This is a genomic window from Massilia sp. ZL223 (assembly GCF_018119395.1).
Classification (GTDB): domain Bacteria; phylum Pseudomonadota; class Gammaproteobacteria; order Burkholderiales; family Burkholderiaceae_D; genus Telluria.
Genome location: NZ_JAGPWD010000005.1, coordinates 99,060 through 120,852 on the forward strand (window position 1 = coordinate 99,060; position 21,793 = coordinate 120,852).

Annotated in this window: 22 protein-coding genes and 1 riboswitch; of the genes, 11 read left to right on the plus strand and 11 right to left on the minus strand. The window is 66.8% G+C overall.

The features are described from left to right. Positions 1-43 precede the first annotated feature (43 nt). A complete protein-coding gene (locus KBW95_RS05545; RefSeq protein WP_211527675.1) occupies positions 44-2,002 on the minus strand; it encodes a S9 family peptidase in 1,959 nt (652 codons plus the stop codon). 200 nt (positions 2,003-2,202) lie between these two features. Here KBW95_RS05545 and pnuC point away from each other — a divergent pair, with 200 nt between their 5' ends. After that, positions 2,203-2,796, plus strand: coding sequence for a nicotinamide riboside transporter PnuC (gene pnuC / locus KBW95_RS05550; protein WP_211527676.1), 594 nt, complete (start codon positions 2,203-2,205; stop codon positions 2,794-2,796). Then, positions 2,793-3,311 carry an AAA family ATPase gene (locus KBW95_RS05555; protein ID WP_211527677.1) on the plus strand — a complete coding sequence of 173 codons (519 nt, stop codon included), beginning with the start codon at positions 2,793-2,795 and terminating at the stop codon, positions 3,309-3,311. The genes pnuC and KBW95_RS05555 overlap by 4 nt, the downstream gene beginning before the upstream one ends. Here KBW95_RS05555 and KBW95_RS05560 read toward each other — a convergent pair. From KBW95_RS05560 to KBW95_RS05570, 3 genes are all read right to left on the minus strand, one after another. Next, the gene (locus KBW95_RS05560) at positions 3,308-5,425 is read right to left on the minus strand and encodes a TonB-dependent siderophore receptor (RefSeq protein ID WP_211527678.1); all 2,118 of its coding nucleotides are present in this window, start codon (positions 5,423-5,425) and stop codon (positions 3,308-3,310) included. The genes KBW95_RS05555 and KBW95_RS05560 overlap by 4 nt on opposite strands. Positions 5,426-5,507: 82 nt before the next feature. Continuing rightward, a riboswitch (TPP riboswitch) is annotated at positions 5,508-5,606 on the minus strand. 52 nt (positions 5,607-5,658) lie between these two features. Further along, a complete protein-coding gene (locus KBW95_RS05565) occupies positions 5,659-6,819 on the minus strand; it encodes an iron-containing alcohol dehydrogenase (RefSeq protein ID WP_211527679.1) in 1,161 nt (386 codons plus the stop codon). Positions 6,820-6,882: 63 nt separating this feature from the next. Then, positions 6,883-7,803, minus strand: a complete 921-nt coding sequence (locus tag KBW95_RS05570; protein WP_211523216.1) for a DUF535 family protein — start codon at positions 7,801-7,803, stop codon at positions 6,883-6,885. 324 nt (positions 7,804-8,127) lie between these two features. On the opposite strand from KBW95_RS05570, the gene KBW95_RS05575 reads away from it, so the two are divergent. After that, entirely contained in the window at positions 8,128-8,835 is a 708-nt protein-coding gene (locus tag KBW95_RS05575) for a glutathione S-transferase (RefSeq protein ID WP_211527680.1), read from the plus strand. 49 nt (positions 8,836-8,884) lie between these two features. Here KBW95_RS05575 and dkgB read toward each other — a convergent pair whose 3' ends face one another. Then, a complete protein-coding gene (dkgB, locus tag KBW95_RS05580) occupies positions 8,885-9,685 on the minus strand; it encodes a 2,5-didehydrogluconate reductase DkgB (RefSeq protein ID WP_211527681.1) in 801 nt (266 codons plus the stop codon). A gap of 20 nt (positions 9,686-9,705) precedes the next feature. Then, positions 9,706-10,914 carry an MFS transporter gene (locus KBW95_RS05585; RefSeq protein ID WP_211523213.1) on the minus strand — a complete coding sequence of 403 codons (1,209 nt, stop codon included), beginning with the start codon at positions 10,912-10,914 and terminating at the stop codon, positions 9,706-9,708. Between the two features lie 109 nt (positions 10,915-11,023). Between KBW95_RS05585 and KBW95_RS05590 the strand changes: the two genes are divergently transcribed. The 4 genes from KBW95_RS05590 to KBW95_RS05605 all read left to right on the plus strand — a co-directional run bounded on the left by KBW95_RS05590 (position 11,024) and on the right by KBW95_RS05605 (position 15,486). After that, on the plus strand, positions 11,024-11,920 hold the full coding sequence (locus KBW95_RS05590; RefSeq protein WP_211527682.1) for a LysR family transcriptional regulator: 897 nt from the start codon (positions 11,024-11,026) through the stop codon (positions 11,918-11,920). A 109-nt stretch (positions 11,921-12,029) separates the two neighbouring features. Further along, entirely contained in the window at positions 12,030-13,490 is a 1,461-nt protein-coding gene (locus KBW95_RS05595; protein WP_211527683.1) for a methyl-accepting chemotaxis protein, read from the plus strand. 50 nt (positions 13,491-13,540) lie between these two features. Next, positions 13,541-14,278 carry a hypothetical protein gene (locus KBW95_RS05600; RefSeq protein ID WP_211527684.1) on the plus strand — a complete coding sequence of 246 codons (738 nt, stop codon included), beginning with the start codon at positions 13,541-13,543 and terminating at the stop codon, positions 14,276-14,278. Positions 14,279-14,391: 113 nt separating this feature from the next. Next, on the plus strand, positions 14,392-15,486 hold the full coding sequence (locus KBW95_RS05605; RefSeq protein WP_211527685.1) for a PEP-CTERM sorting domain-containing protein: 1,095 nt from the start codon (positions 14,392-14,394) through the stop codon (positions 15,484-15,486). Here the strand turns inward: KBW95_RS05605 and KBW95_RS05610 are convergent, their stop codons facing one another. Continuing rightward, positions 15,487-16,140, minus strand: a complete 654-nt coding sequence (locus KBW95_RS05610; RefSeq protein ID WP_211527686.1) for an SdpI family protein — start codon at positions 16,138-16,140, stop codon at positions 15,487-15,489. Continuing rightward, a complete protein-coding gene (locus tag KBW95_RS05615) occupies positions 16,137-16,424 on the minus strand; it encodes an autorepressor SdpR family transcription factor (RefSeq protein WP_211527687.1) in 288 nt (95 codons plus the stop codon). The genes KBW95_RS05610 and KBW95_RS05615 overlap by 4 nt, the downstream gene beginning before the upstream one ends. Before the next feature lie 128 nt (positions 16,425-16,552). On the opposite strand from KBW95_RS05615, the gene KBW95_RS05620 reads away from it, so the two are divergent. Further along, a complete protein-coding gene (locus tag KBW95_RS05620) occupies positions 16,553-16,765 on the plus strand; it encodes a ParD-like family protein (RefSeq protein WP_211523206.1) in 213 nt (70 codons plus the stop codon). After that, on the plus strand, positions 16,762-17,550 hold the full coding sequence (gene map, locus KBW95_RS05625) for a type I methionyl aminopeptidase (protein WP_211527688.1): 789 nt from the start codon (positions 16,762-16,764) through the stop codon (positions 17,548-17,550). Before KBW95_RS05620 ends, map begins: the two co-directional genes overlap by 4 nt. Before the next feature lie 169 nt (positions 17,551-17,719). Here map and KBW95_RS05630 read toward each other — a convergent pair whose 3' ends face one another. From KBW95_RS05630 to KBW95_RS05640, 3 genes are read right to left on the minus strand one after another with little or no spacing between them, the layout of a single operon-like run. Then, positions 17,720-18,304 carry a DinB family protein gene (locus tag KBW95_RS05630; RefSeq protein WP_211527689.1) on the minus strand — a complete coding sequence of 195 codons (585 nt, stop codon included), beginning with the start codon at positions 18,302-18,304 and terminating at the stop codon, positions 17,720-17,722. Between the two features lie 48 nt (positions 18,305-18,352). Beyond that, complete coding sequence (locus KBW95_RS05635) at positions 18,353-18,721, minus strand: VOC family protein (protein ID WP_211527690.1); 369 nt, start codon at positions 18,719-18,721, stop codon at positions 18,353-18,355. A 56-nt stretch (positions 18,722-18,777) separates the two neighbouring features. Further along, positions 18,778-19,263 (minus strand): Lrp/AsnC family transcriptional regulator, encoded by a 486-nt coding sequence (locus KBW95_RS05640; protein ID WP_211527691.1) that lies wholly within the window; start codon positions 19,261-19,263, stop codon positions 18,778-18,780. Positions 19,264-19,342: 79 nt separating this feature from the next. Between KBW95_RS05640 and ilvB the strand changes: the two genes are divergently transcribed. Both ilvB and KBW95_RS05650 read left to right on the plus strand, forming a co-directional pair. Next, on the plus strand, positions 19,343-21,103 hold the full coding sequence (gene ilvB, locus KBW95_RS05645) for a biosynthetic-type acetolactate synthase large subunit (protein ID WP_211527692.1): 1,761 nt from the start codon (positions 19,343-19,345) through the stop codon (positions 21,101-21,103). A gap of 144 nt (positions 21,104-21,247) precedes the next feature. Continuing rightward, positions 21,248-21,727 carry a VOC family protein gene (locus KBW95_RS05650; RefSeq protein ID WP_229429567.1) on the plus strand — a complete coding sequence of 160 codons (480 nt, stop codon included), beginning with the start codon at positions 21,248-21,250 and terminating at the stop codon, positions 21,725-21,727. Positions 21,728-21,793: the final 66 nt, after the last annotated feature.

Consider the following 21,793-nt stretch of genomic DNA (forward strand, 5'->3'; position numbering starts at 1 on the left):
AAAACCGCGCCGGGATCGCTCCCGGCGCGGTTTTTTTACGACCTTACTTCAGGTGCTTGCCGAGGAAGGTTTCCAGGCGGGTGTAGAACTCGCGGAGGTTCTTGGTGTCGTAGAAGCCGTGTCCTTCGTCCGGCGCCAGGAACCACTCCGGCTTGTTGCCTGCCTTGGCCAGGGCGTCGCGCATCGCTTCGCCATGTTCGAGCGGGGCGCGCTTGTCCTTGCCGCCGTGGATCAGCAGTACCGGCGCCTTGATCCTGGCGGCCAGGTTGACCGGCGAGATGGCGGCGACCTTGTCCTTGTCGCTGCCGACCACCTTGCGGATATACGCCGCCTTGACTTCGTCGGTGCGCAGGTTCTCAGGCTTGCCGAGCAGGCTCAGGTCGTAGACGCCGATATAGCCGACGGCGCACTTGAACATCGCCGGCTGCTGCGCCGCGAGCATCATCGCGGCATAGGCGCCGAAGCTGGCGCCGTAGACGCAAGTCTTGCCGCTGTCGACTTCGCCGCTGGCGGCCGCCCAGCGCACGCCGTCGACCAGGTCGTCCTGGATCTTGCCGCCCCATTCCTGGTATCCGGCGCTTTCGAAGTTCATGCCGCGTCCACCGGAGCCGCGGAAGTTGACCTGCAAGACCGCATAGCCGCGGCTGGCCAGGAACTGGGCGTCGCTGTCGAAGAACCAGGTGTCGAAGGGGCCGTGCGGTCCGCCGTGCGGCATCAGCACCAGCGGCGGCTTGGCGCCGTCCGCCGTCTTGGCAGGCAGGGTCAGGAAACCGTGCAGGACCTGGCCGTCGCGTGCGGTGAACCTGATCGGACGCTGCGCCGCCATCTTGGCCGGATCGATCATTTCCCAGGTCGAGAACAGCAGGTCGGCCTTCATGGTCTTGCGGTTGAACAGGTAGTAGGAGCCCGGGTCGCGGTCGCTCAGCACCCCGAACAGCAAGGTCGAGCCGTCGTCGCTGAAATCGATGAAGCTCACGAAATGGTCCGGGAACAGGCCGCTGAGGGTCTTGTGGAGCTGGGCGTCCGCATTGCTGTCGTCGAAATAGCGCATGCGCGGACGGCCGATGCTGCCGCTGGCGCCGAAGGGCTCGGCGAAGCGCGAACCGGCCTGCATGTAGTTGAAACTGGCCTCCGGATCTTCGAACAGCACGGTGCGCTTGCCGGTGCCGACTTCTTCGCGCACCAGCCGGTCGGGACCGCCGTCGGGCGACTGGGTGACGTACAGCGCGCTGTCGTCGGCGCTGAAGGCGAAGGGGCGGTAGCGCGTGCCCAGCTCGGCGCCGCTGCGCTCCCAGCGGCCGGAGGCGTCGTCGCGGCGCATCAGCAGCGGGTGCGCATCGTCGCCGATGCCGCCCGCGTAGCGGGGCTTGCCGTTGGACTGGATCACGAAGCCCAGGTCCGCCGAGGGCACGTCGGCGACCAGGGTGCGCACGGCGCTGCGCGCGTCGATTTCATAGAGTTGGCTGCGCTTGCCTTCCCACAGGTGGGAAGTGACGAAGATGCGTCCGTCGCGCTGGCGCGGAATGTCTTCGATCGAGCCGAAGCCCTGGTCGTCGCCGTAGCGCTTGCCGCGGCTCGATTCGTAATACATCTTGTAGCCGTACAGGTATTCCTGCTTGCCGCCGTCGAGGTCGACGGACAGGATCTCGCCGGTGGAAACAGGCCGCTCGCGCGAGCCGAGTTCGCGGCCCTTGCTGATCGCCAGGCGCGTATTGGTGACCCACACGTAGTCCTCCGGCACCTCGAACGCCGGCATGCGGATCGCGCCGACCTGGCGCATTTCCGGGATGGCATACATCATCACCACCGGGACATAGCGGTTCTTGTCGGGGATGCGCACGGTCACCGCGATGTGCTTGCCGTCCGGCGACAGTCGCGGTTTCGACACAGGGTCTTCGTGGAGGAAGGCCTCGAGCGGGACGGCGGGGGTGGCCACGGCGTGCCCGGACAGGGCCAGCGTCGCCAGCAGCACGGCGCGTGAGAGGAGGAAGCGTGCTTGCATGAAGACTCCGTTGTAGGGACTGACCTGCCATTATCGCGTATGTACTTGCAAGAATTATCACGCTTTCTCACAAGCAATAGACATTTCTTGCACTCCAGGACGCGGCATTTCTTGCGTTCCAGCACGCGAGCCAAGATAATCCCTCGCCGGCCTGCCGCACTGGGTCTTGCACGACCCTCCATTTCCTTTCGAACGACCGCATGAACGACACGCTTGTCCTCGCCGGGCTCACGACCACGCCCCTGGAACTGATTTCCTTCCTGCTCGCGGTCACGACCGTCCTGCTGAACATCCGCCAGAACCACTGGGCCTGGCTGTTCTCGATCGCCTCGTCCGCGACCTATGCGGTGGTGTTCTATGGCGCGCGCCTGTACGGCGACATGGGGCTGCAGTTTGTCTTCATCGCTGCCTCGGTCTGGGGCTGGCACCAGTGGCTGCGCGGCGCCGGCAATGCGCCGCTGGTGGTGTCGCGCCTCAAGCCTGCCGGCTGGGCCTGGGCGCTGGCCAGCTGGCTGCTCGGCTTCCTGCTGCTGTCCAGCTTCCTGGACCATTACACCGACACGGACGTGCCGCACGCCGACGGCTTCCTGACCGCCGGCAGCCTGGTGGGCCAGCTCCTGCTGGGCCGCAAGAAGGTCGAGAACTGGCATGTCTGGATCGTGGTCGACATCCTGTATGTCGGTCTTTACGTCTACAAAGGCCTCAACCTGACCGCGGTGCTGTACGCCGTGTTCGTGCTGCTGGCCTGGACCGGCCTGCGCGCCTGGGGCAATATCGCGCGGAGGGACGCATGAAGCCGGTCGTGCGCGTGGCCATCCTCGGCGCCGAATCCTCGGGCAAGTCGACCCTGGCCGACGCCTTGGCGGCGCACTACGGCACCGTGTGGGTGCCGGAATACCTGCGTGAATTCGTCGATACCTACGGCCGCGTGCCTTTCGAGCACGACCAGTTCGGCATCGCGCGCACCCAGCTCGAACGCGAGCGCGCGGCGATGGGCGACGCCAGGCGCTTCCTGTTCTGCGACACCACGCCCCTGATGACGGCGCTGTACAGCCGCGTGTACTGGGGCAGGGTGGACGGGGAACTGGCGCGGCTGGAGGCGGTCCACGACTACGACTGGACCTTCGTGACGGCGCCGGACAGCCCGTGGGAGCCGGACGGCCTGCAGCGCGAATCGGAAGAGGTGCGCCAGATGGTGCACCGGATGCTGCTGGAGACGCTGGACGCAAGGGGCATCCCCTACGTCCTGCTGGGAGGAAGCCTGCCGCAGCGCCTGCGGCAGGTGGAAGAGCTGCTAGGGCCGGCTTAGAAGTCGAACTGCGCCGACAGGCGGAAGGTGCGCGGGGCGCCCGGCAGCAGGTAGCCGCCCAGCGCCTGCGTCACGTCGCGCCAGTAGAACTTGTCGAAGGCATTGTCGACGCGCGCGCGGATGATCGTGTTGACGCCACCCAGGCGCAGCCCATACGACGCGCCCAGGCCGGCCACGTGGTAGCCCGGCACCGTCACGCGGTTGCCCGGATCGAAGGCCTTGTTGCCCGAGTACTGCCATACGGCGTCCACCTTCAGGCCCGGCAGCTGGGGCACGGCGTATTCGAGGTAGGCGGTCGAGCGGAATTCCGGCACGTTGGTGACGCGCTTGCCTTCCACCGTCGCATCGCCGGTGCCGGTCTGCTCGGCGTCGAGGGCCGCGACCGACAGGCTGTAGCTCAGGTTCTGGGTGGCCTTGCCCTGGGCCGACAGCTCGATGCCGCGGTGGCGCTGCTCGCCGGCGCGCACGAAGGCGTTGGCGCCATTGATGTACTCCAGGCCCTGGGTGATCTCGAACAGGCTGGCGCTGACCATCAGCTGGTAATTCACGATCCCGCGCACGCCGAGTTCCGCCTGCTTCGAGCGGCCCGGAGCCAGGGCGGTGTTCTCGTTGGCGGTCTCCATCGGGGCGATGCCGCCGTACTGCAGGCCATGGTTCACCGATCCATACACGGTCCAGTCCTTGGCCGGCTTGTAGACCAGCGCCACGCTCGGCAGCACAAAGGAGTCCTCGGCGTGCACCCAGGGCAGGCCGGCCTCGGCCAGTTCGTCGCGCTTGAGCTTCACGTAGCGCGCGCCGGCGTGCAGGGTGAAGGCCGGGGACAGGGAGATCACATCCTGCACGAACAGCGAGCGCTCTTCGTTGCTGCGGCGTTCCTTGACCGGGCCGGTACGCGGGTTGCCCGGCGCCGGATCGACGACCAGGTTCTGGTAGATGTTGCTGTAGCCGGCGTAGTCGTAGACGTATTCGCCGAAGCTGTCGTGGCGCTCGGCATAGCCCGCGCCCAGGTTGAGCGTGTGGCGCAGCGCGCCGGTGGCGAAGCGCCCCTGGACCAGCGCCTGCACGCCGAACGGCGTCTTGCGCTCGCCGGTGCTCTGGTAGTCGTAGACGTCATAGTCGCCGTTCGAGCAGTAGCCCGGATAGAAGCCGTCGCCCTCGTTGCTGCAGCCGTAGGGGAAGGCGGTGAAGTCGTCGCGCTTGAACCAGTGCTTGTTGGCGGTGACGGTGGCCTTCCAGTCGGGGTTGAAGGTGTACTCGAAGCGCAGGCCCAGGTTGCTGCTGTCGGTGTCGACCGGGCGGGTCCAGGGCTGGGCGTTGAGCAGGGTCTTGGGCGACACGCTGGCCGGCAGGACTTCGTTGCGGATCAGCTGGTAGCCGGGCGCGGTGATCTGCGACTTGCGCTGGTGGTCGACGTCGAGCTGCAGCAGGGCGTCCGGGCTGATCTGCCAGTCGAAGGCGGCGGAGACGAACTGGCGCTCGCCGTCGGCGCCGCGCACGTAGGACTTGAGGTCCTCGGCGGCGGCATTGATGCGGTAGCCGAAGCGGCGGTCCTCGAAGCGGCCGCCCAGGTCGATCGCGCCGTACACGGTGCCGCGCTCGCGCACCTCGAAGGTGGCCGAGTGCAAGGGCGCATTGGTCGGGCGCTTGGTGACGAAGTTGATCATGCCGCCCGGCGCGGCGACGCCCGCCTGCAGGCCGGCCAGGCCGCGCAGGATCTCGAAGTTCTGCTTGTTCTCAAGCGGGATCTGGGTGTCGCCCGGGATGGCGATCATGTCCTTGCGGTAGCTGGTGGCGTTGTCGAGCGCGAAGCCGCGGATCGAGAACTGCTCGGCGTAGCCGACCGCGTTATAGGCGTCGCCGACCGAGGCGTCGAAGCGCACGGCGTCGGTGGCGCTGCGGATCGACAGGTCCTGCATCTGGCCCAGGGTCACGGCGGTGATCGAGGCCGGGGTGTCCAGCAGGGAGGTCTCGGAGAAGCCGCCGACGGTGGCGCGGTCGGTGACGACCCATTTGCTGCCGGTGACGACCACGGACGGGACCTCGGTCTGGGCGGATGCGGAGTAGGCCTGCACGAGGGCGCAGGCAAGGACGGTGTACTTCAGCGTGAGTTTCATGGTTTGCTCGTCTTCGCGCGCCACGGGCGCGCTGCTTTTTCAAAAAAGCCGGAGCCAACGTGGGGGAAGGGCAAACAAGGGTGGGAACTGCGTTGCGCTTTCCTTCGCTGGCATTATCCAGATCAGGTACGAAGGGTATCTCTCACCCGGAACATCGGTTCCAGGACCCCTAGCGAAGGCGCGAGTGTACCACGTCCGCCCGGGACGTGGTGGATGTGGCAATGGTTCGCTTGTTACACGGCCAGTTCGAGCACCTTGCGGCTGACCTCGAGCGTCACGCCGCGGTCCTCGCCCAGCTTGACCAGGCGGTGCGCTTCGAGCGCCGCCAGCACCGGCTCGACATGCTCCTTGCCCAGGCCATAGCCGGACAGCCTGGTCGGCACGCCCACGCTGTTGAAGAAGGCCTCGGTGCGCTCGATGGCCGCGTCGATGCGCGCGTCCTCGTCGCCTTCAAGCAGGTTCCACACGCGCGCCGCATACTGCAGCAGCTTGGCGCGCTTGACCTCACGCCGCACGCGCAGCATGGCCGGCAGCACCACCGCCAGGGTCTGGGCGTGGTCGAGGTTGTAGAGCGCGGTCAGCTCATGGCCGATCATGTGGGTGGACCAGTCCTGGGGCACGCCGACGCCGATCAGGCCGTTCAGGGCCAGGGTCGCGGTCCACATCAGGTTGGCGCGCACGTCGTAGTTTTCAGGGTCGCTCAGGGCCTTCGGGCCGTCCTCGATCAGGGTCAGCAGCAGGCCTTCGGCGAAGCGGTCCTGCACCTTGGCGTCGACCGGATGGGTCAGGTACTGCTCCATCACGTGGATGAAGGCGTCCACCACGCCGTTGCCGACCTGGCGCGCCGGCAGGGTATAGGTCTTGGTCGGGTCCAGCACGGCGAAGCGCGGGAATACGTGGCGCGAGGCGAAGGCGCGCTTTTCCTGGGTCGCCTTGCGGGTCACCACCGAGGCCGAGTTCATCTCCGAGCCGGTGGCCGGCAGGGTCAGGACGGCGCCGAAGGGCAGGGCCGACTGCACGCTGGCGGCGCGCTGTTCGAAGATGGCCGTCCACGGGTCTTCCTCCAGCAGGCTGCCGGCGGCGATGAACTTGGTGCCGTCGATGACCGAGCCGCCGCCCACGGCGAGCAGGAAGTCGATGCGCTCGGCGCGCACCAGTTCGATGGCGCGCATGAGGGTTTCGTAGGTGGGATTCGGTTCGATGCCGCCGAATTCGAGCAATGTGTGTCCGGCAAGCGCGGCCTTGACTTCGTCGTAGACGCCGTTGGTGCGGATGCTGCCGCCGCCGTACAGCATCAGGACACGCGCGCCTTCCGGCACCAGGGTCGACAGCGTGGCGATCTGGCCCTGGCCGAACAGCACGCGGGTCGGATTGTGGAAATCGAAGTTATGCAAGGCGAACCCCTCTTTGTGATCGGACAAAGAGGGGATTATCGCCGAATCAGGGCCTGCGCGCTGTCACGCCTCGGCGGTGGCGGCCGTCGTGGCCTGGCTGGCGCCGGCGGCGCTGGGTTGCACCAGGTGGCGCAGCAGGGTGGTGCGGGTGGCGTCGCCGATCGCGCGCCAGTGCTCGCGCCGCTGCGCCGCGCGCTTGCGGTGCTTGGACGGCATGTCTTCCAGCGGCTTGAGGTAGAAGGGCAGGCGAATCAGGAAGCTGCGCTCGTTCATCTCGCTGCCGCCCAGGATGCGCCAGAAGCCGTCGTAGGCGTTCTCGAAGTGGCGCGTGTCCTGCGGGTCGTAGGCGATGTGGGCGGTGCAGCGGATCGCCACCACCCGGTCCATGCCCAGCGCCTGCGCCACGCCCTGCATCGCGGCGAAGCAGAAGAAGCTCGGCGAGTTGTTGGGGAAGACCTTGTCGAAGGCTTCGAAGGCGGCGCCGGAATCGGCCCAGCGGCCCTGGTTACGGGTGAGGAAGGGCACGGTCGGCATGTCGACGCCGGCCATCGCGCCGTCGACCCAGGTATAGGACAGGCGGTGCAGGTACTGGCCGTCGGCCATCAGCGAAATGGTCAGGTCGCCTTCGGCGTCGTGGCGCGGCGACATCTCGAGGCGCAGCACGAAGTGGTGCTCCTCGGTGTCGTGCTGCCACAGGTTCAGGCCGCCGCCGCCGTAGACGGCGTCCTTGTAGGCCGCGTTGAAGCAAGCGTCCTCGAAGCGGTAGTGCGACAGCACGCACTGCACGCGCTCGCGCGCGCTCAGGCCGCGCACCAGGAAGTCGCGGTCGCCCAGGTGGTCGAAGGGATCGCCGTTGGGCGAGGCTTCGGCGAAGCGGCGGATGAGGTCCAGGCGGCTCAGGGCCTGGTGCTCGCGCCAATAGCGCAGCATGCGCAGGCGGCGCGCAATGCCGTGCACGGGATTCGGAAGGTGAGCGATATGCATTCGGACGCTCCATTCGGCGTAAAGTGGCGGCGCCGCGTAGGCGGCAGCCGGTCCTTATCTTGTCGTCCACTAGACGTGAACGTGCTCAGCGGAATGTTAATTCCGCTCCGCAATTATCCGCCGAATCGCTAACTCGTGCCTGGATGAAACGAATAGAGTGGTGGGGAACCAACGAAACGTGACGTGTCCATGGTCTGCTCTCTCTGTGTTTTGTTGACTTTTTGTTTTTGCCAGGCAGGCACTACAAGACTACCATGTTTGCGCGGCGACAGGCTTCTAATTCATCACCGATAATGCGCGGACCGAAGCAGACCGGAGGTGGAGATGGCGTATGAACTCTATTATTGGCCCGGCATCCAGGGGCGCGGCGAATTCGTCAGGCTGGCGCTGGAGGAGGCCGGCGCGGACTATGTGGACGTGGCGCGACGCCAGGGAGGCATGGAGCTGCTGACAGGCGCCCTCGAGACCGAGGAATATCCGTCGTTCGCGCCGCCCTTCCTGAAGGCCGGCGAGCTGACGGTCGGGCAGGTTGCCAACATTCTGATGTACCTGGGCGAGCAGCACGGGCTGGCGCCGCGTACCGATCCGGGGCGCCTGTGGGCGCACCAGCTGCAGCTGACCATCGCCGACCTGGTGACCGAGGTGCACGATACCCATCACCCGATCGCCACCTCGCTGTATTACGAAGACCAGAAGCCGGAAGCGCTGCGCCGCGCGGCCGACTTCGTCGAGACGCGCATTCCGAAATTCCTGGGCTATTTCGCGCGCCTGCTCACCAATCCCGAGCCGCGCGACTTTCTCGTGGGGGACAAGCTGACCTATGCGGACCTGTCGCTGTTCCAGGTGATCGAGGGGTTGCGCCATGCCTTCCCGAAGGCCATGAAGCGCATGGAGCGGGAGTATCCGGCGCTGACGTCACTGCGCGACAGGGTGGCGGCGCGGCCCAATATCGCTGCCTATCTTGCTTCGGATCGGCGGATCCCGTTCAACCAGAACGGCATATTCCGCTACTACCCCGAGCTGGACCAATAACCTCAAAACCGTCGTTCCGGGACGACGGTCTTGAGGGTGACAATAGAGCTTAATCCCACTGAGGCCCGAAGTCCGGGCTTACAAGGCGCTCGTCCCGATCAAGAGCGTCAAGCGCAGCCAGGTCCTCCGGCGCCAGCACCAGTTCGCGCGCCTTCAGGTTACTGGCCAGGTTCTCGCGCTTGGTCGACGACGGAATCACCGCATACCCCTTCGCCAGCAGCCAGGCCAGCGTCACCTGCGCCGCCGTCGCCTGATGGCGCGCCGCGACCGCCGCGATCACAGGATCGTCCATCACCTTGCCGTAGGCCAGCGGCATATACGCCGTCAGGTGAATCCCGCTCTCCCTGGCAAACCGGGCCAGTTTCCGGCTCTGCAAATAAGGATGCAGCTCCACCTGGTTGGTGGCGATATTCTCCGCCCCAATGGCGTCGATCGCCTCGCGCATCAGCGCAATGGGAAAGTTCGAGATGCCGATCGCGCCGGTCAAGCCTTGCTCGCGCGCCGCCAGCAGCGCCTGCATCGACTCGGCCACCGGCACCGCACCGCCCGGCGAGGGCCAGTGGATCAGGGTGAGGTCGACCTGCTCGACGCGCAGCTTGCGCAGGCTTTCCTTCAGGCTGGGCACCAGCTTGTCGCCCGCCAGGTGCTCGGTCCAGATCTTGGTGGCGACGAACACCTCGCCGCGCGAGACGCCGGATTCCGCCAGCGCCTGGCCGACTTCGGCTTCGTTGTCGTAGATCTGCGCGGTGTCGATATGGCGGTAGCCCAGCTCGAGGCCGTTGCGCACCGAATCGATGACTTGCTGGCCCTTGAGGCGGAAGGTGCCGAGGCCGAGTTGAGGCATGTGCATGGTAAGTCCTTTCAAATAATTTAGTGAGTGGCGATGGCGGCGCGGCCGGCGGCGGCCTTGGCCGGCACGCCGTCGCGGCGGTCGAGCCAGCCGGCGAGGGTGGTGAGCAGCAGGGCGCCGACCACGACCAGCGCGCCGATCCAGGGCGTGGCCATCAGACCGAGCTTGGCGACGATCAGGCCGCCGCCCCAGGCGCCGAGGGCGATGCCGACGTTGAAGGCGGCGATGTTCAGGCCCGAAGCCACGTCCACGGCCTGCGGCGCGTCGCGCTCGGCGCGCTGCACCACGTAGACCTGCAGGCCGGGCACGTTCCCAAAGGCGACCGCACCCCAGGCCAGCACGGTAAGCAGCACCAGTGGCTTGCTCGGCGCGGTGAAGCTCAGGACCAGCAGCACCAGGGCCAGCAGGGCGAACACGATCTGCAGCGCGCGCACCGGACCCTGGCGGTCGGCCAGCTTGCCGCCCCAGATGTTCCCGGCCGCGACCGACACGCCGTAGACCAGCATCACCAGGCTGACGGTGCCGGCTGCGAAGCCCGCCACTTCCTGCAGGATCGGGGCCAGGTAAGTGAAGGCGATGAAGGAGCCGCCGTAGCCGAGCGTGGTCATGGCGTACACCAGCAGCAGGCGCGGCTTCTTGAGCACCGCGAGCTGGGTGAGCAGGCTGGACGGCTTGCTGCCGGCAATGTTCGCGGGCACCAGGATTGCGCTGCCGGCGATGGCGACCACGCCCAGCAGCGACACGGCCAGGAAGGTGGCCTGCCAGCCGAAGTGCTGGCCGATGAAGGTCCCGAGCGGCACGCCGGTGACCAGGGCCACGGTCAGGCCGGTGAACATGAGGGCGATGGCGCTGGCCGCTTTTTCCTTCGGCACCAGGCTGGTGGCGATGGTCGAGCCGATCGAGAAGAACACGCCGTGCGCCAGGCCGGTGAGCACGCGCGCGGCCATCAGGGCGGAATAGTTGGGCGCCATCCAGGCGACCAGGTTACCGATGGTGAACAAGGCCATCAGGCCGAGCAGCAGCTGCTTGCGCGGCACGCGGCCGGTGAGGGCGGTGAGCACCGGCGCGCCGACGGCCACGCCGAGTGCGTACAGGCTCACCAGGAGGCCGGCCGAGGGGACCGATACGCCCAGGCTGGCGGCGATGGTGGGGATCAGGCCGACGATGACGAATTCCGTCGTACCGATGGCGAAGGCGCTCAGCGTGAGCGCCCAGAGTGCGAGAGGCATGGTGTTTCTCCTTGTCGTGCGATGCCAATGAAGAGGCATGCAGTGTGCCGTGCCGGCTAGCAAGGAAAAATGGCCCGTCGTACAATTGACTTTTGAGTTGGAGTCACAAATGATCGATGTCGACGCCCTGATTGTCTTCTCCACCGTCATAGATGCGGGATCCTTCTCGGCCGCCGCCGAGCGGCTGGGGCAGACGCCCTCGGGCGTGTCCCGCACCATCTCGCGCCTGGAGGAGCAGCTCGGCATGACCCTGATGCGGCGCACCACCCGGCGCCTGCAGCTGACCGAGGAGGGGACCTGGCTGCTGGGCCGCGCGCGCAGCCTGCTGGCCGACCTGGCCAACACCGAGGCCGAAGCCGCGGCGCGCCGCTCCCAGCCTTCCGGCCTGGTGCGCGTGAACGCCGCCACGCCCGCGCTGGACCATCTGCTGGCGCCGCTGGTGCCGGCTTTCCTGGACGCCTACCCTCTGGTGCAGCTGGAGCTGGTCAGCGGCGAAACCTATGTCGACCTGATCGAGGAACGCGCCGACCTGGCGATCCGCATCGGCGCGCTACCGGATTCGACCCTGAATGCGCGCCGCCTCGGCGCCAGCCCGCTACGCGTGATGGCCTCGCCCGGCTACCTGGAGAAACACGGCGCGCCGTCCACGCCGGCGGAACTGGAGCGCCACCGCACGCTGGGCTTCGCGGCGCCGGCCTCGCTCAACACCTGGCCCTTGCAGCACGAAGGCGCCGAGGGCTGGACCATCACGCCCGCGGTGACGGCCACCAGCGGCGGCACCCTGCGCGAGCTGGCGCTGGCAGGGGCGGGCATCGTTTCGCTATCGGACTTCCTGACGCGCGGCGACGTGGCCGCCGGCCGCCTGGTGCCGGTGCTGGCCTCGCACAGCCTGCCCTGGGGCCAGCCGGTATGGGCCGTGTTCTATAAACAGGGAGCGCTGGCGCCGCGGGTCGCCGCCCTGGTCGACTTCCTGGCAGCGCGCCTGGGCGAGGTGCTGGAGCGCTAGGCTGTGGGATTTTTGCCGCCTGCTACCCAAGATGGATGACATGATGCTTTGGCGCAGCTATAGTTTCCTCATATAAATACCGACAAACGGTATCCATGGGGGAGAGAACATGTGGACATGGTTGAGAGCAGTGCTGCGGCCGGCCGGTTCGGCTTTTTTCCAGGCGGTGGGGGCGGGCGGCGCCAGGGGCCGTTTCCATGAGCTGGTCATCAAGGCGCGCGACGGCAGCATCCGCACGGCGATCAATGCCGCCCGGCTGCGCAAGGAAGTCGACCACGCGCTGACCCACGCGCGCATGCAGGTCGACGCCGCCGACGACCTGGGCGCGTCCGCCCGCGAAGTGAAGCAGCTGTCGAGCAGCGTCAAGAGCGGCACCGCCGAGATCGCGGACACGGCGGAGCGCAACCTGACGGTGGCGCGCGAGTCGATGGAAGGCCTGGTCCAGCTCGAACAGCGCATGCGCGCCATCGAAACCCAGGTCGACGGCTTCGCGCGCACGGTCGGCCAGCTGGTGGAACATTCGCGCTCGATCAGCGAGTTCGGCACCGTCATCCAGCGCATCGCCAACCAGACCAACCTGCTGGCCATCAACGCGGCCATCGAAGCGGCGCGAGCGGGAGAAGCGGGCCGCGGCTTCGCCGTGGTCGCCGCCGAAGTGCGCCGCCTGTCCCTGCAGGTCAACGAAGAGACCGCGAAGATCGCCGGCGTGAACAGCGAGATGCGCGAGCTGGTCGAGTCGACCGCCGGCGCCACCGCCGGCATCCTCGACGGCGTCAACGTCTCGACCCGGGAAGTGGGCGCGGCGGCCGGGCGCTTTTCCACCTTCGTGGCCGACTTCGAACGCATGACCGCCACCGTCAACGACATCGCCGGCGCAATGGCGGCGCTGGACGGCATCAACCAGGACATCGGCCGCAAGGTCGGCGAAATCGCCGCCAACGCCGGCGCATCCGGCAAGTCGATGACGGACGCTTCGCGCCGGGTCGACGAGGTGCGCGCCACCACCGAGGAGCTGCAGGGCGTGCTGGCCGAGCACCCGACCGGCGGCACCGCCTTCGACGCCCTGGTCGACACGACTACCGGCCTGCGCGACGCCGTGCTGGCCTGCCTGGTCCGCCACGCCGGGCGCGGCGTCGACATCTTCGACCAGGCCTACCAGCCGATCCCGGACTCGAACCCGCCGCGTTATTCCACCGCCTACGACCGCGCCGTGGAGCGCGACCTGCAGGCCCTGTTCGACGGCGTGCTCGCGCGCCTGCCGGGCTGCGCCTACGCGCTGGCGGTCGACAGGCGCGGCTACGCGCCGGCCCACAACGCCAAGTTCTCGCAGCAGCCTACCGGCAGCTACGAGCACGACCTGGTCCACTGCCGCCACAAGCGCATCTTCGACGATCCGGTCGGCAGCAAGCTGGCCGCCAACCGCAAGCCGATCCTGTTCCAGACCTACCTGCGCGACACCGGCGAAGTGATCAACGACCTGTCGATGCCGCTGGAGATCAACGGGCGCCACTGGGGCGCGGTGCGGGTCGGTTTCGACTCGGCGCGCCTGCACGGGCAAGGGGGGCGCTAGTCGCCTTCGCTTGTGTCAGAATACCGTCCTTGATCACATCGAAGACGTGTATGGAGAAGCTGATTTCCGAACTGCGCCGGCTCTACCTGCCGGCCGATGCGCCGCCTCTGGAGGCGCTGGCGCGCCACCTGCGGGGCGAGGACACGCTCGTCCTCGGGCTGACCGACAGTGCGGGCCTGAGCCGTGCCGCCCTGATCCCGTTCCGCAAGACCGGGGAGGGCGGAGAGCACTGGACCCTTTTGTGCGCGGTCGCCAACGCGCTGCAGCAGGACCTGGGCTTGCCGGCGCCGGCGGTGAGCATCTCGGGCGACGGCGCCTACGGACTGTGGCTGTCGTTCGAGCAGCCCGTGCCGGCGGCCCGGCTTGCCGAATTCGTGGCCCTGCTGCGGACCGCGTATTTTCCCGACGTGGAGCTCGATCCCGGCGCGGCGGTGGGACCGGTGGAGCTGCCGCCCTGCCTGCACCGCGCCACCGGCATGTGGGCGGCCTTCATCCATCCGGGCATGGGCGCGTCCTTTGCCGACGAGGCGGGGCTGGACATGGCGCCGCCGGCGGCCGGCCAGGCCGCCTTCCTCGAGCACCTGGAAAGCATCGGGACCGAGGCTTTCGAACAAGCGCTGGGCAAGCTGCGTCCTGTACCAGCCCTTACCGCCCAGGCGGCGCCCGCGGCGCCGGCCAAGACCGTGGACGAAGGACTGCTGCTCAAGGACGCCACCCTGGAAGACATCGTGACCTACCTGCACTCCAGGAACATCGAGCCGACCTTCCGCCACCTGCTGCCGCGCTGACGCGCCGTGGCACGCTCACAACAATTTGCATATAAGAAACTCTTTTTTCTTAAAAGAATGCACTTTTATACATACGGGTGATATTCTGTAGGAAGTATCCTACAGAAGCTCCCATGCCAACTCGTCTTGCCTCCCTCGTCGCCAGCGCGGCCGTTTCGTCTACACGAACCAGGCTGACCGCATTCGCCCTGATCGCAGCGGCGGGCGGCGTGGCGTTCTACGCGGCGCCGGCCCGGCAGGCCGCCGTCCAGCCGGCGGCGCAGCAGGCGAGGCCCGCTGTCCTGCCGTTGGCAGCCGCGCCCGTGACCGAGCAGGCGCCCGAGCAGCCCGCAGCGGCGCCGCGCCGGATCTATCCGTATTCCATCGTGCCCGGCGGCGTGGCCGACCGCGCCGAGCTGGCGCAGGCGATCAAGGCCGACAAGGTGGTCGCCGATCACTACGCCGGCTTCGACGTCGACAAGGCGCGTCCGGTGACGGTCGCCAAGCCGCGCGCCGTCTACGTGTCCTACCGCAAGGACGACAAGGTGTACTGGACGAAGAAGAAGCTGATGCTGGCGGAAGGCGAAACCCTGCTGACCGACGGCGTCGACGAGCTGCGCGCGCGCTGCGCGAACCGGATTTCCGATACGCCGATGCTGCCGGTGTCGGCCGACGAGCCGAGGCAGGTGGAGTTCGATTCATCCATCGAGGAAGGCAGCATCGTGAACACCTCGGCGGAAGTCATCGAGGACGAGGGCTTCGACGGCCAGCCTTACCAGCTCAAGACCTTCGCGAGCATCGCCGGCGAAGCGCCTTCCGACGCCACGCGGACGCCTGGCGACCGCTTCCGGTTCTCGCGCATGGGCCAGTGGGAAGGCAGTCCGCTGATGTTCTCGACCTCGCAGCTGAGCACGAGCAGCAGGTCGGAAACCTCGTCCGCGCCTCCGGTCGACACGTCACGCTCCACGACCTCGCCCGAACCCTCGGCCCCGCCAGTGTCCACTGAGGCCGAGCCAGGCCTGCCGAAGCCCGAGCAGCCCCAGGAAGACCCGTCGCCCTTCATTCCCGCGCCGCCGCTGTTGCAGCCAGAGCAGCCCGAGCTGCCCTACGGCGGCGACGAGACCCGCCTGGCCGACGTGCCGGAACCGTCGACCCTGTGGCTCGGCAGCCTGGCCGGCGCGGCCATGTTCCTGCGCCGCCGGACGCGTCGCAGCGCGCGCAGGGACTGATCAGGTCTCGAGGGCCCCGCTGCGCTCCAGGCGCTTGTAGTAGACCAGCGACCACGCTGCCGGCAGCAGCACGGATCCGATCAGCACCGCCAAGCAAGCGGGAGTCGGTACCGGCGCGAGCAGCAGGAGAAGGGAAAGCGCGGCGCCGATGACCATCGAGCGCGCCGCGAGGCGATGGGTCGCATACCAGACACGTTCGCTCGCCAGCGTCCAGGGCGTGCGGATGCCGAGCCAGAAGTTGCGCCTCACCTTGCCCATCACATTGCCGGTCAGCGCGAAGAACAGCGCGATGCCCGACAGCAGCACACGGTCGACCGCCAGGTTGCCGCTGTGCGCCGCCCAGGCCTGCACGCACTGCAGGAAGGCGAGCAGGCCCACTATCGACAGGCAGGTGTAGCCGTAGGTCGGCAGGAAGTCCTCGATCGAGAAGCGCTTGGGCGACAAGGCGGGCAGGGCGTACCACCACACGGCGATCAGCACCGCCATCGCCGCGCTGTGCCCGAAGATCGCCGCGCGCGGCGCATAGCCATCGACCTCGCCCTGCGCGTTCCAGTGCATCGGGATCTGCTGCGGCAGCTCGGGGTAGAGCCAGGCGCAGAATCCCAGCGCGGCAAGCATGACGAGGATGGACGGCAGCAGATAGGGCTTCTTCATCGCGGGTCTCCTTTGGCGCCTTGCGCCAGGTCCAGGGTCCAGGCCAGCACATCTTCCAGCACGGTCGTGTTCAGCGCATACCAGATGGTCTGGCCTTCACGCCGGCTGGTGATCAGGCCGGCCGCTTTCAGCACGGCGAAATGGTGCGACATGGTCGGCTTGGTCATGTCGAAGCGCGCCGCCACGTCGCCCGCGCTCATCTCTTCGTGACGCAGCAGGCGCAGGATCTCGCGCCGGGTCGGGTCGGCGATGGCCTTGAAGACGTCGTTGAGCGGCACGGTCATTCGATGAATATCTAATTAGATGATTGTCTAAATGCTGCGTGCGTGGAAGCGGAATGTCAAGCTGGTCCTTGGCTTTATCCTTATATGCGCGATATACTGAACGTATATGAATCATATATTGGGTGGCCATGGGCATCGTTAACATCGAAGACGAGCTGCACGATCAGCTGCGCAAGGCGACCAAGGTGTCCTGCCGCTCGATCAACGCGCAGGCGGCGTTCTGGATCCGGATCGGCATGCTGTGCGAGACCAATCCAACCCTGAGCTTCAACGAGATCATCCAGCGCGAGCTGCAGTCCGCAGGGGTCTCGGTGCCGCCGCTGGCGGTGAGCGAGCCATGACCAAGCAGCCTCACGAGCTGGCCCTGATGGCCGAAGCCGGGCGGCTGCTGGCCTCCGTCTTCGGGCTGCTGGACCGCACCACGCTGGCCGGCATGTCGACGCTCGCCGTCAACGACATGGTCGAGCGCTACATCGTCGACGAGCTGAAGGCGCGGCCGGCAAGCAAGGGGCAATATGGCTATGCCTTCGCCCTGAATTCGTCGGTGAACGAGGTGGTCTGCCACGGGGTGCCGTCGGCATCCGAGGTGCTGCGCGAGGGCGACATCGTCAATCTCGACATCACGCTGGAGAAGAACGGCTACATCGCCGATTCGAGCAAGACCTATCTCATCGGCGAAGTCGACCTGGCCGCGAAGAAGCTGGTGCAGGCCACCTACGAGGCCATGTGGAAGGGGATTCGCGCCGTGCGTCCCGGGGCGCGGCTGGGCGACATCGGCTGGGCGATCGAACGCCATGCCAGGCGCAATGGTTATTCCGTGGTGCGCGATTACTGCGGCCACGGCATCGGCCGCGAGATGCACGAGGAGCCGCAGGTGCTCCACTTCGGCAAGCCGGGGACAGGCCTGCCGCTGCGTGAAGGGATGGTGTTCACGATCGAACCGATGCTCAATCGGGGCGGGCGCAGCGTGAAGACCGAGGCGGATGGGTGGACCGTGGTGACGCGGGATGGCTCGCTGTCGGCGCAGTTCGAGCATACGGTTGCCGTGACGGCGAGTGGGGTGTCGGTGCTGACCTTGCGGCCCGATGAAGCGGGCATGACAGGCGCGAGGCGGCCTGTAGCCTAGTGAGCGACACGCGTCGAATGGTCCGCTGTCGAGGTAGGGCTGACTTCATGCCTGCTCAATCAACGCCGAATATGCCAACCAGTACCGCTTCGTTTTCTGAGAGGACTTCTTTCGCCAACTCTACAGCGGTGTGATCCATGAGTGCCCTATGCTGCTTTTTCGGGTGGAGTCAGCCTTCGGCCGCGTGACAGACCGCTTCGATGCTGCTTCCACCTGGCGCTTCGACCTCATGGATCAGCTCCAGGAGGTCGGTGACGCCGATATCGACATCCGCTTGGGTCAACAGGGTGCTGGCCTGGCCCCGATGGTGGGTCTGATGGTTAAAAAGGTGCAGGAGCAGGCTTCCAAAACGCTTCTGAAAGCGCAGCCCGCGTGAATTCTGGTACGTCAGCACTTGATCGAGATCCGATGGGCGCAATTCTTCCGCCAGGGCGGTGATGATCTTGTCCAGTCGCGTGCGATGCGCCTGCAGTTGCGGCAGGCTGTCGCCGTAAGACTGCGTCAGGCTGGTAGGCACAGGCAGGCCGCGGAGCGAATCCAGCGCGCGAAATCGAGAGGGATGCAGGGCGAAGCGGCTCAGCCAGATCGTATCTCCGACGATGAGATGGTTCATGGTCCCGAGAAGCGAGCCGAAAAACGCCTTTCGATCGCTACGCAGTTCTTCAGGAGAGAGCTTCGTTGCAGCGTCGTACAGCCTGCGATTCATGGTCTCGTTGTACTGCGCGAGCAGAACGACATCTACACAGTTGGGCATGCGTTTTTCCTTCTTATATAAGCCGTCAGCGTCCTCGGAAAACCCAGGTCACGAGGCGTGACACACGGCTTCGATATTGTGCCCATCCGGTCCGATGACGAAGGCCGCGTAATACGCGCCGCTGTACTGCGGGCGCAAACCGGGGGCGCCGTTGTCCTTGCCGCCTGCCTCCAGCGCAGCGCGATAGAAGGCATCGACCTGGCCGCGCGTCTCGGCCGCGAATGCCAGGTGAAGGTGGGCCGGCTTTTCATCGGTCTGAAACAGGATGAACGAAGCCGGTCCCTGCGCGCACAGTTCGATGCCGTAACGCGGTTCTCCTTCCGCCCCCGCCGTGACGCCCAGCGGCGCGAGCGCCTTCATGAAGAACGCTTTGCTTGCTGCAAAGTCGCTGACACCGATCTTGACGTGGTCGAACATTCACTCTCCTCAGGCCGTAAAGGAATATGACGCGTAGTGTACGACGGTATTTCCGGTCACCCAAGTGGCAGCGGCGTATCGGTGCGCTTGAGCGTGCGCAGCACGAAACTCGACTTGCTGTGCCGGATGCCCGGAATCTTGTACAGCCTTTCGCGCAGCAGGCGTTCATAGTCGCGCGTGTCCTTCACCGCGATGCGTACGAAGTAATCGTAGTCGCCCGAAATCAGGCTGGCCTCCAGCACCTCCGGGATCGACTCCAGCGCGCGGCCGAATTCGTACAGGGTCTCTTCGCTGTGGCTGTCCAGCGTGACCTGGACGATCACGGTGTCGTGGTAGCCGAGGTGGGCCAGGTCGACCTTCACCGTATAGCCCTGCAGCAGGCCGGTGTCGGTCATCCGTTTGATCCGGTTCCAGCACGAAGTGGTGGACAGTCCCACCGTCGCGCTGATCTCCTGTAGCGGTGTGCGCGAGTCCTTCAGCAGGATGGCGAGGATCGCGCGATCGGCCGCATCGAAAATTTTTCTATCATTGTCCTGATACATGGAAAACCTTTCAGGGTTGAGTGCCAAATGACGCAAGATTATGAAGCACTTTCAGCTCCAATGTGAATACCATTTGCTCATGGATACCTTCGCACCCCCACCAGCGGCCGCTGCCGCCTCTGCTCTTCCCGTCATGACCGGCGCCGGCCTGCTGCTCGACCTGCTGGTCCGCGCCGGCGTCGACACCGTCTTCGGCTATCCCGGCGGCGCCGTGCTGCCCCTGTACGACGCCCTCCAGCAGGACCGCCGCCTGCGCCACGTGCTGGTGCGCCACGAGCAGGCCGCGGTCCACGCCGCCGAAGGCTATGCCCGCAGCACCGGGCGGCTGGGCGTGGTCTTCGTCACCTCGGGCCCGGGCATGGCCAACACCACCTCGGGCCTGCTCGACGCCCTGAGCGATTCGATCCCGATCCTGTGCATCAGCGGCCAGGTGCAGACCGCCTCGATCGGCACCGACGCCTTCCAGGAATGCGACGCGCTGGGCATCTCGCGCGCCGTCACCCGCTGGAATGCGCAGGTACGCAGCGTCGCCGAGATCGCGCCCACCGTGCTGCGCGCGATCCGCGAAGCCACGGGCGGGCGGCCCGGACCGGTGCTGGTGGACCTGCCCAAAGACATCCAGGCGCAGCCGGTGACGGCGCACGAGCATACAGACGCGCCGGCACCGGCGCGCGCGCCGGTCTGCACGACTTCGCTGGACCAGGCCGCGGCTCTGATCCGCGCCGCGCGCCGCCCGGTCTTCTACGGGGGCGGTGGCCTGGTCAATTCCGGGGACCAGGCCTGCGCGGCCTTCGCCCAGCTGGTGCGCCTGAAGAACGCGCCCTGCACCCTGACCCTGCTGGGGCTCGGCGCCTTTCCCGCTTCCAGCCCGCAGTGGCTGGGCATGCTGGGCATGCACGGCACGCTGGAGGCCAACCTGGCCATGCACGAAGCCGACCTGGTGATCTGCGCCGGCGCGCGCTTCGACGACCGCGTCACGGGCAAGCTGGCGCACTTCTGCCCGCAGGCGCAGGTGATCCACGTCGACATCGATCCCGGCTCGATCGGCAAGGTGGTGCGGACCGACGTCCGCCTGGTGGGCGATTGCGGAGAGGTGCTGGGCGAGCTGGCGCGCCGCCTGGAGCGCCTGGCGCCGGACCCGGGACTCACCTTGCCGTGGTGGCGCCGCATCGCCGAGTGGCGCCGCGCGCACTGCCTGGCCTTCGGCGGGCAGGGCGAGTCCATCGTGCCGCAGCGCCTGATGCAAGCCCTGGCCGGGCCGCTGGCGTCGAGGAATGCGATCGTGTCGACCGACGTCGGCCAGCACCAGATGTGGGCGGCCCAGCACCTGCGGTTCGAGGCGCCGCGCCGCTGGCTGACCTCGGGCGGGGCGGGGACGATGGGCTATGGCCTGCCGGCCGCCATCGGCGCGCAGATCGCGCATCCCGAGGCCCTGGTGGCCTGCATCAGCGGCGACGCCTCGATCCTGATGAACATCCAGGAGCTGGCCACGGCGGTCCAGCACCGCTGCCCGGTGAAGGTCATCTTGTCCAACAACGGCTGCATGGGCATGGTGCGCCAGTGGCAGGAATTGCACCACGGCGCGCGCTACAGCCACAGCTATTCGGAAGCCTTGCCCGACTTCGTCGCGCTGGCGCGCGCCTTCGGCTGGCAGGCGCGCCGTGTCGAGCGCGCGAGTGAACTGGAGGGGGCGGTCGCCGAGTGCCTGGATTCCAGCGGCCCGTTCTTCCTGGACGTCGTCGTCGAGCAGGCGGAGAACTGCTTCCCCATGATCCCGGCCGGCTGCGGCCACCATCAGATCATGCTGGACAAGGATCGCTGGTACGACGAAGCCTCATAGCCGCGGGCGACCGACGCGGCCGACCGGGAAATCACTGCGCGGCCTCAAAGTCGAAAGCGATTGCGCGAACCCGAAGCCGGGCGTAATGTTCTTATGCTGAGTTGTCATCCGTCCAACCTGAAAGAGACCTTGAAGGAGCTAGCTATGACTGCAGGCAGCACGACCAAACCGATGGAAGAGGGCATGCACACCGTGACGGCGCACCTGGTGTGTGAGCGCGCCGTCGACGCAATCGATTTCTTTGTGCGCGCCTTCGGCGCCGAAGAAGTGATGCGGCTGCCCGACCCCGAGGGCAAGCTGGCCCACGCGGCGGTGCGCATTGGCGATTCGATGGTGATGCTGATGGATGAATACCCGAACTGGGACGCGCGTGGTCCCAAGTCGCTCGGCGGCACGTCGGTGACCCTGCACCTGTCGGTCCCTGACGTGGACAGCGCCTTCAGGCGCGCGATCGAGGCCGGGGCCGTATCGCGCATGGAGCCGGCCGACATGTTCTGGGGCGACCGCTACGGCGTGGTCGAGGACCCCTTCGGCCACCGCTGGTCGATGGCCACCCACATCCGCGACGTTCCGCCGGAGGAAATGCAGAAGGCCATGCGGCAGCAGAACTGTCCCGACGCCTGAAGCGGCCCCGGCAGGACGCCGGCGGTCCCGCTATCATGGCGGTTTCTCACCACTAGAGGGACTGTC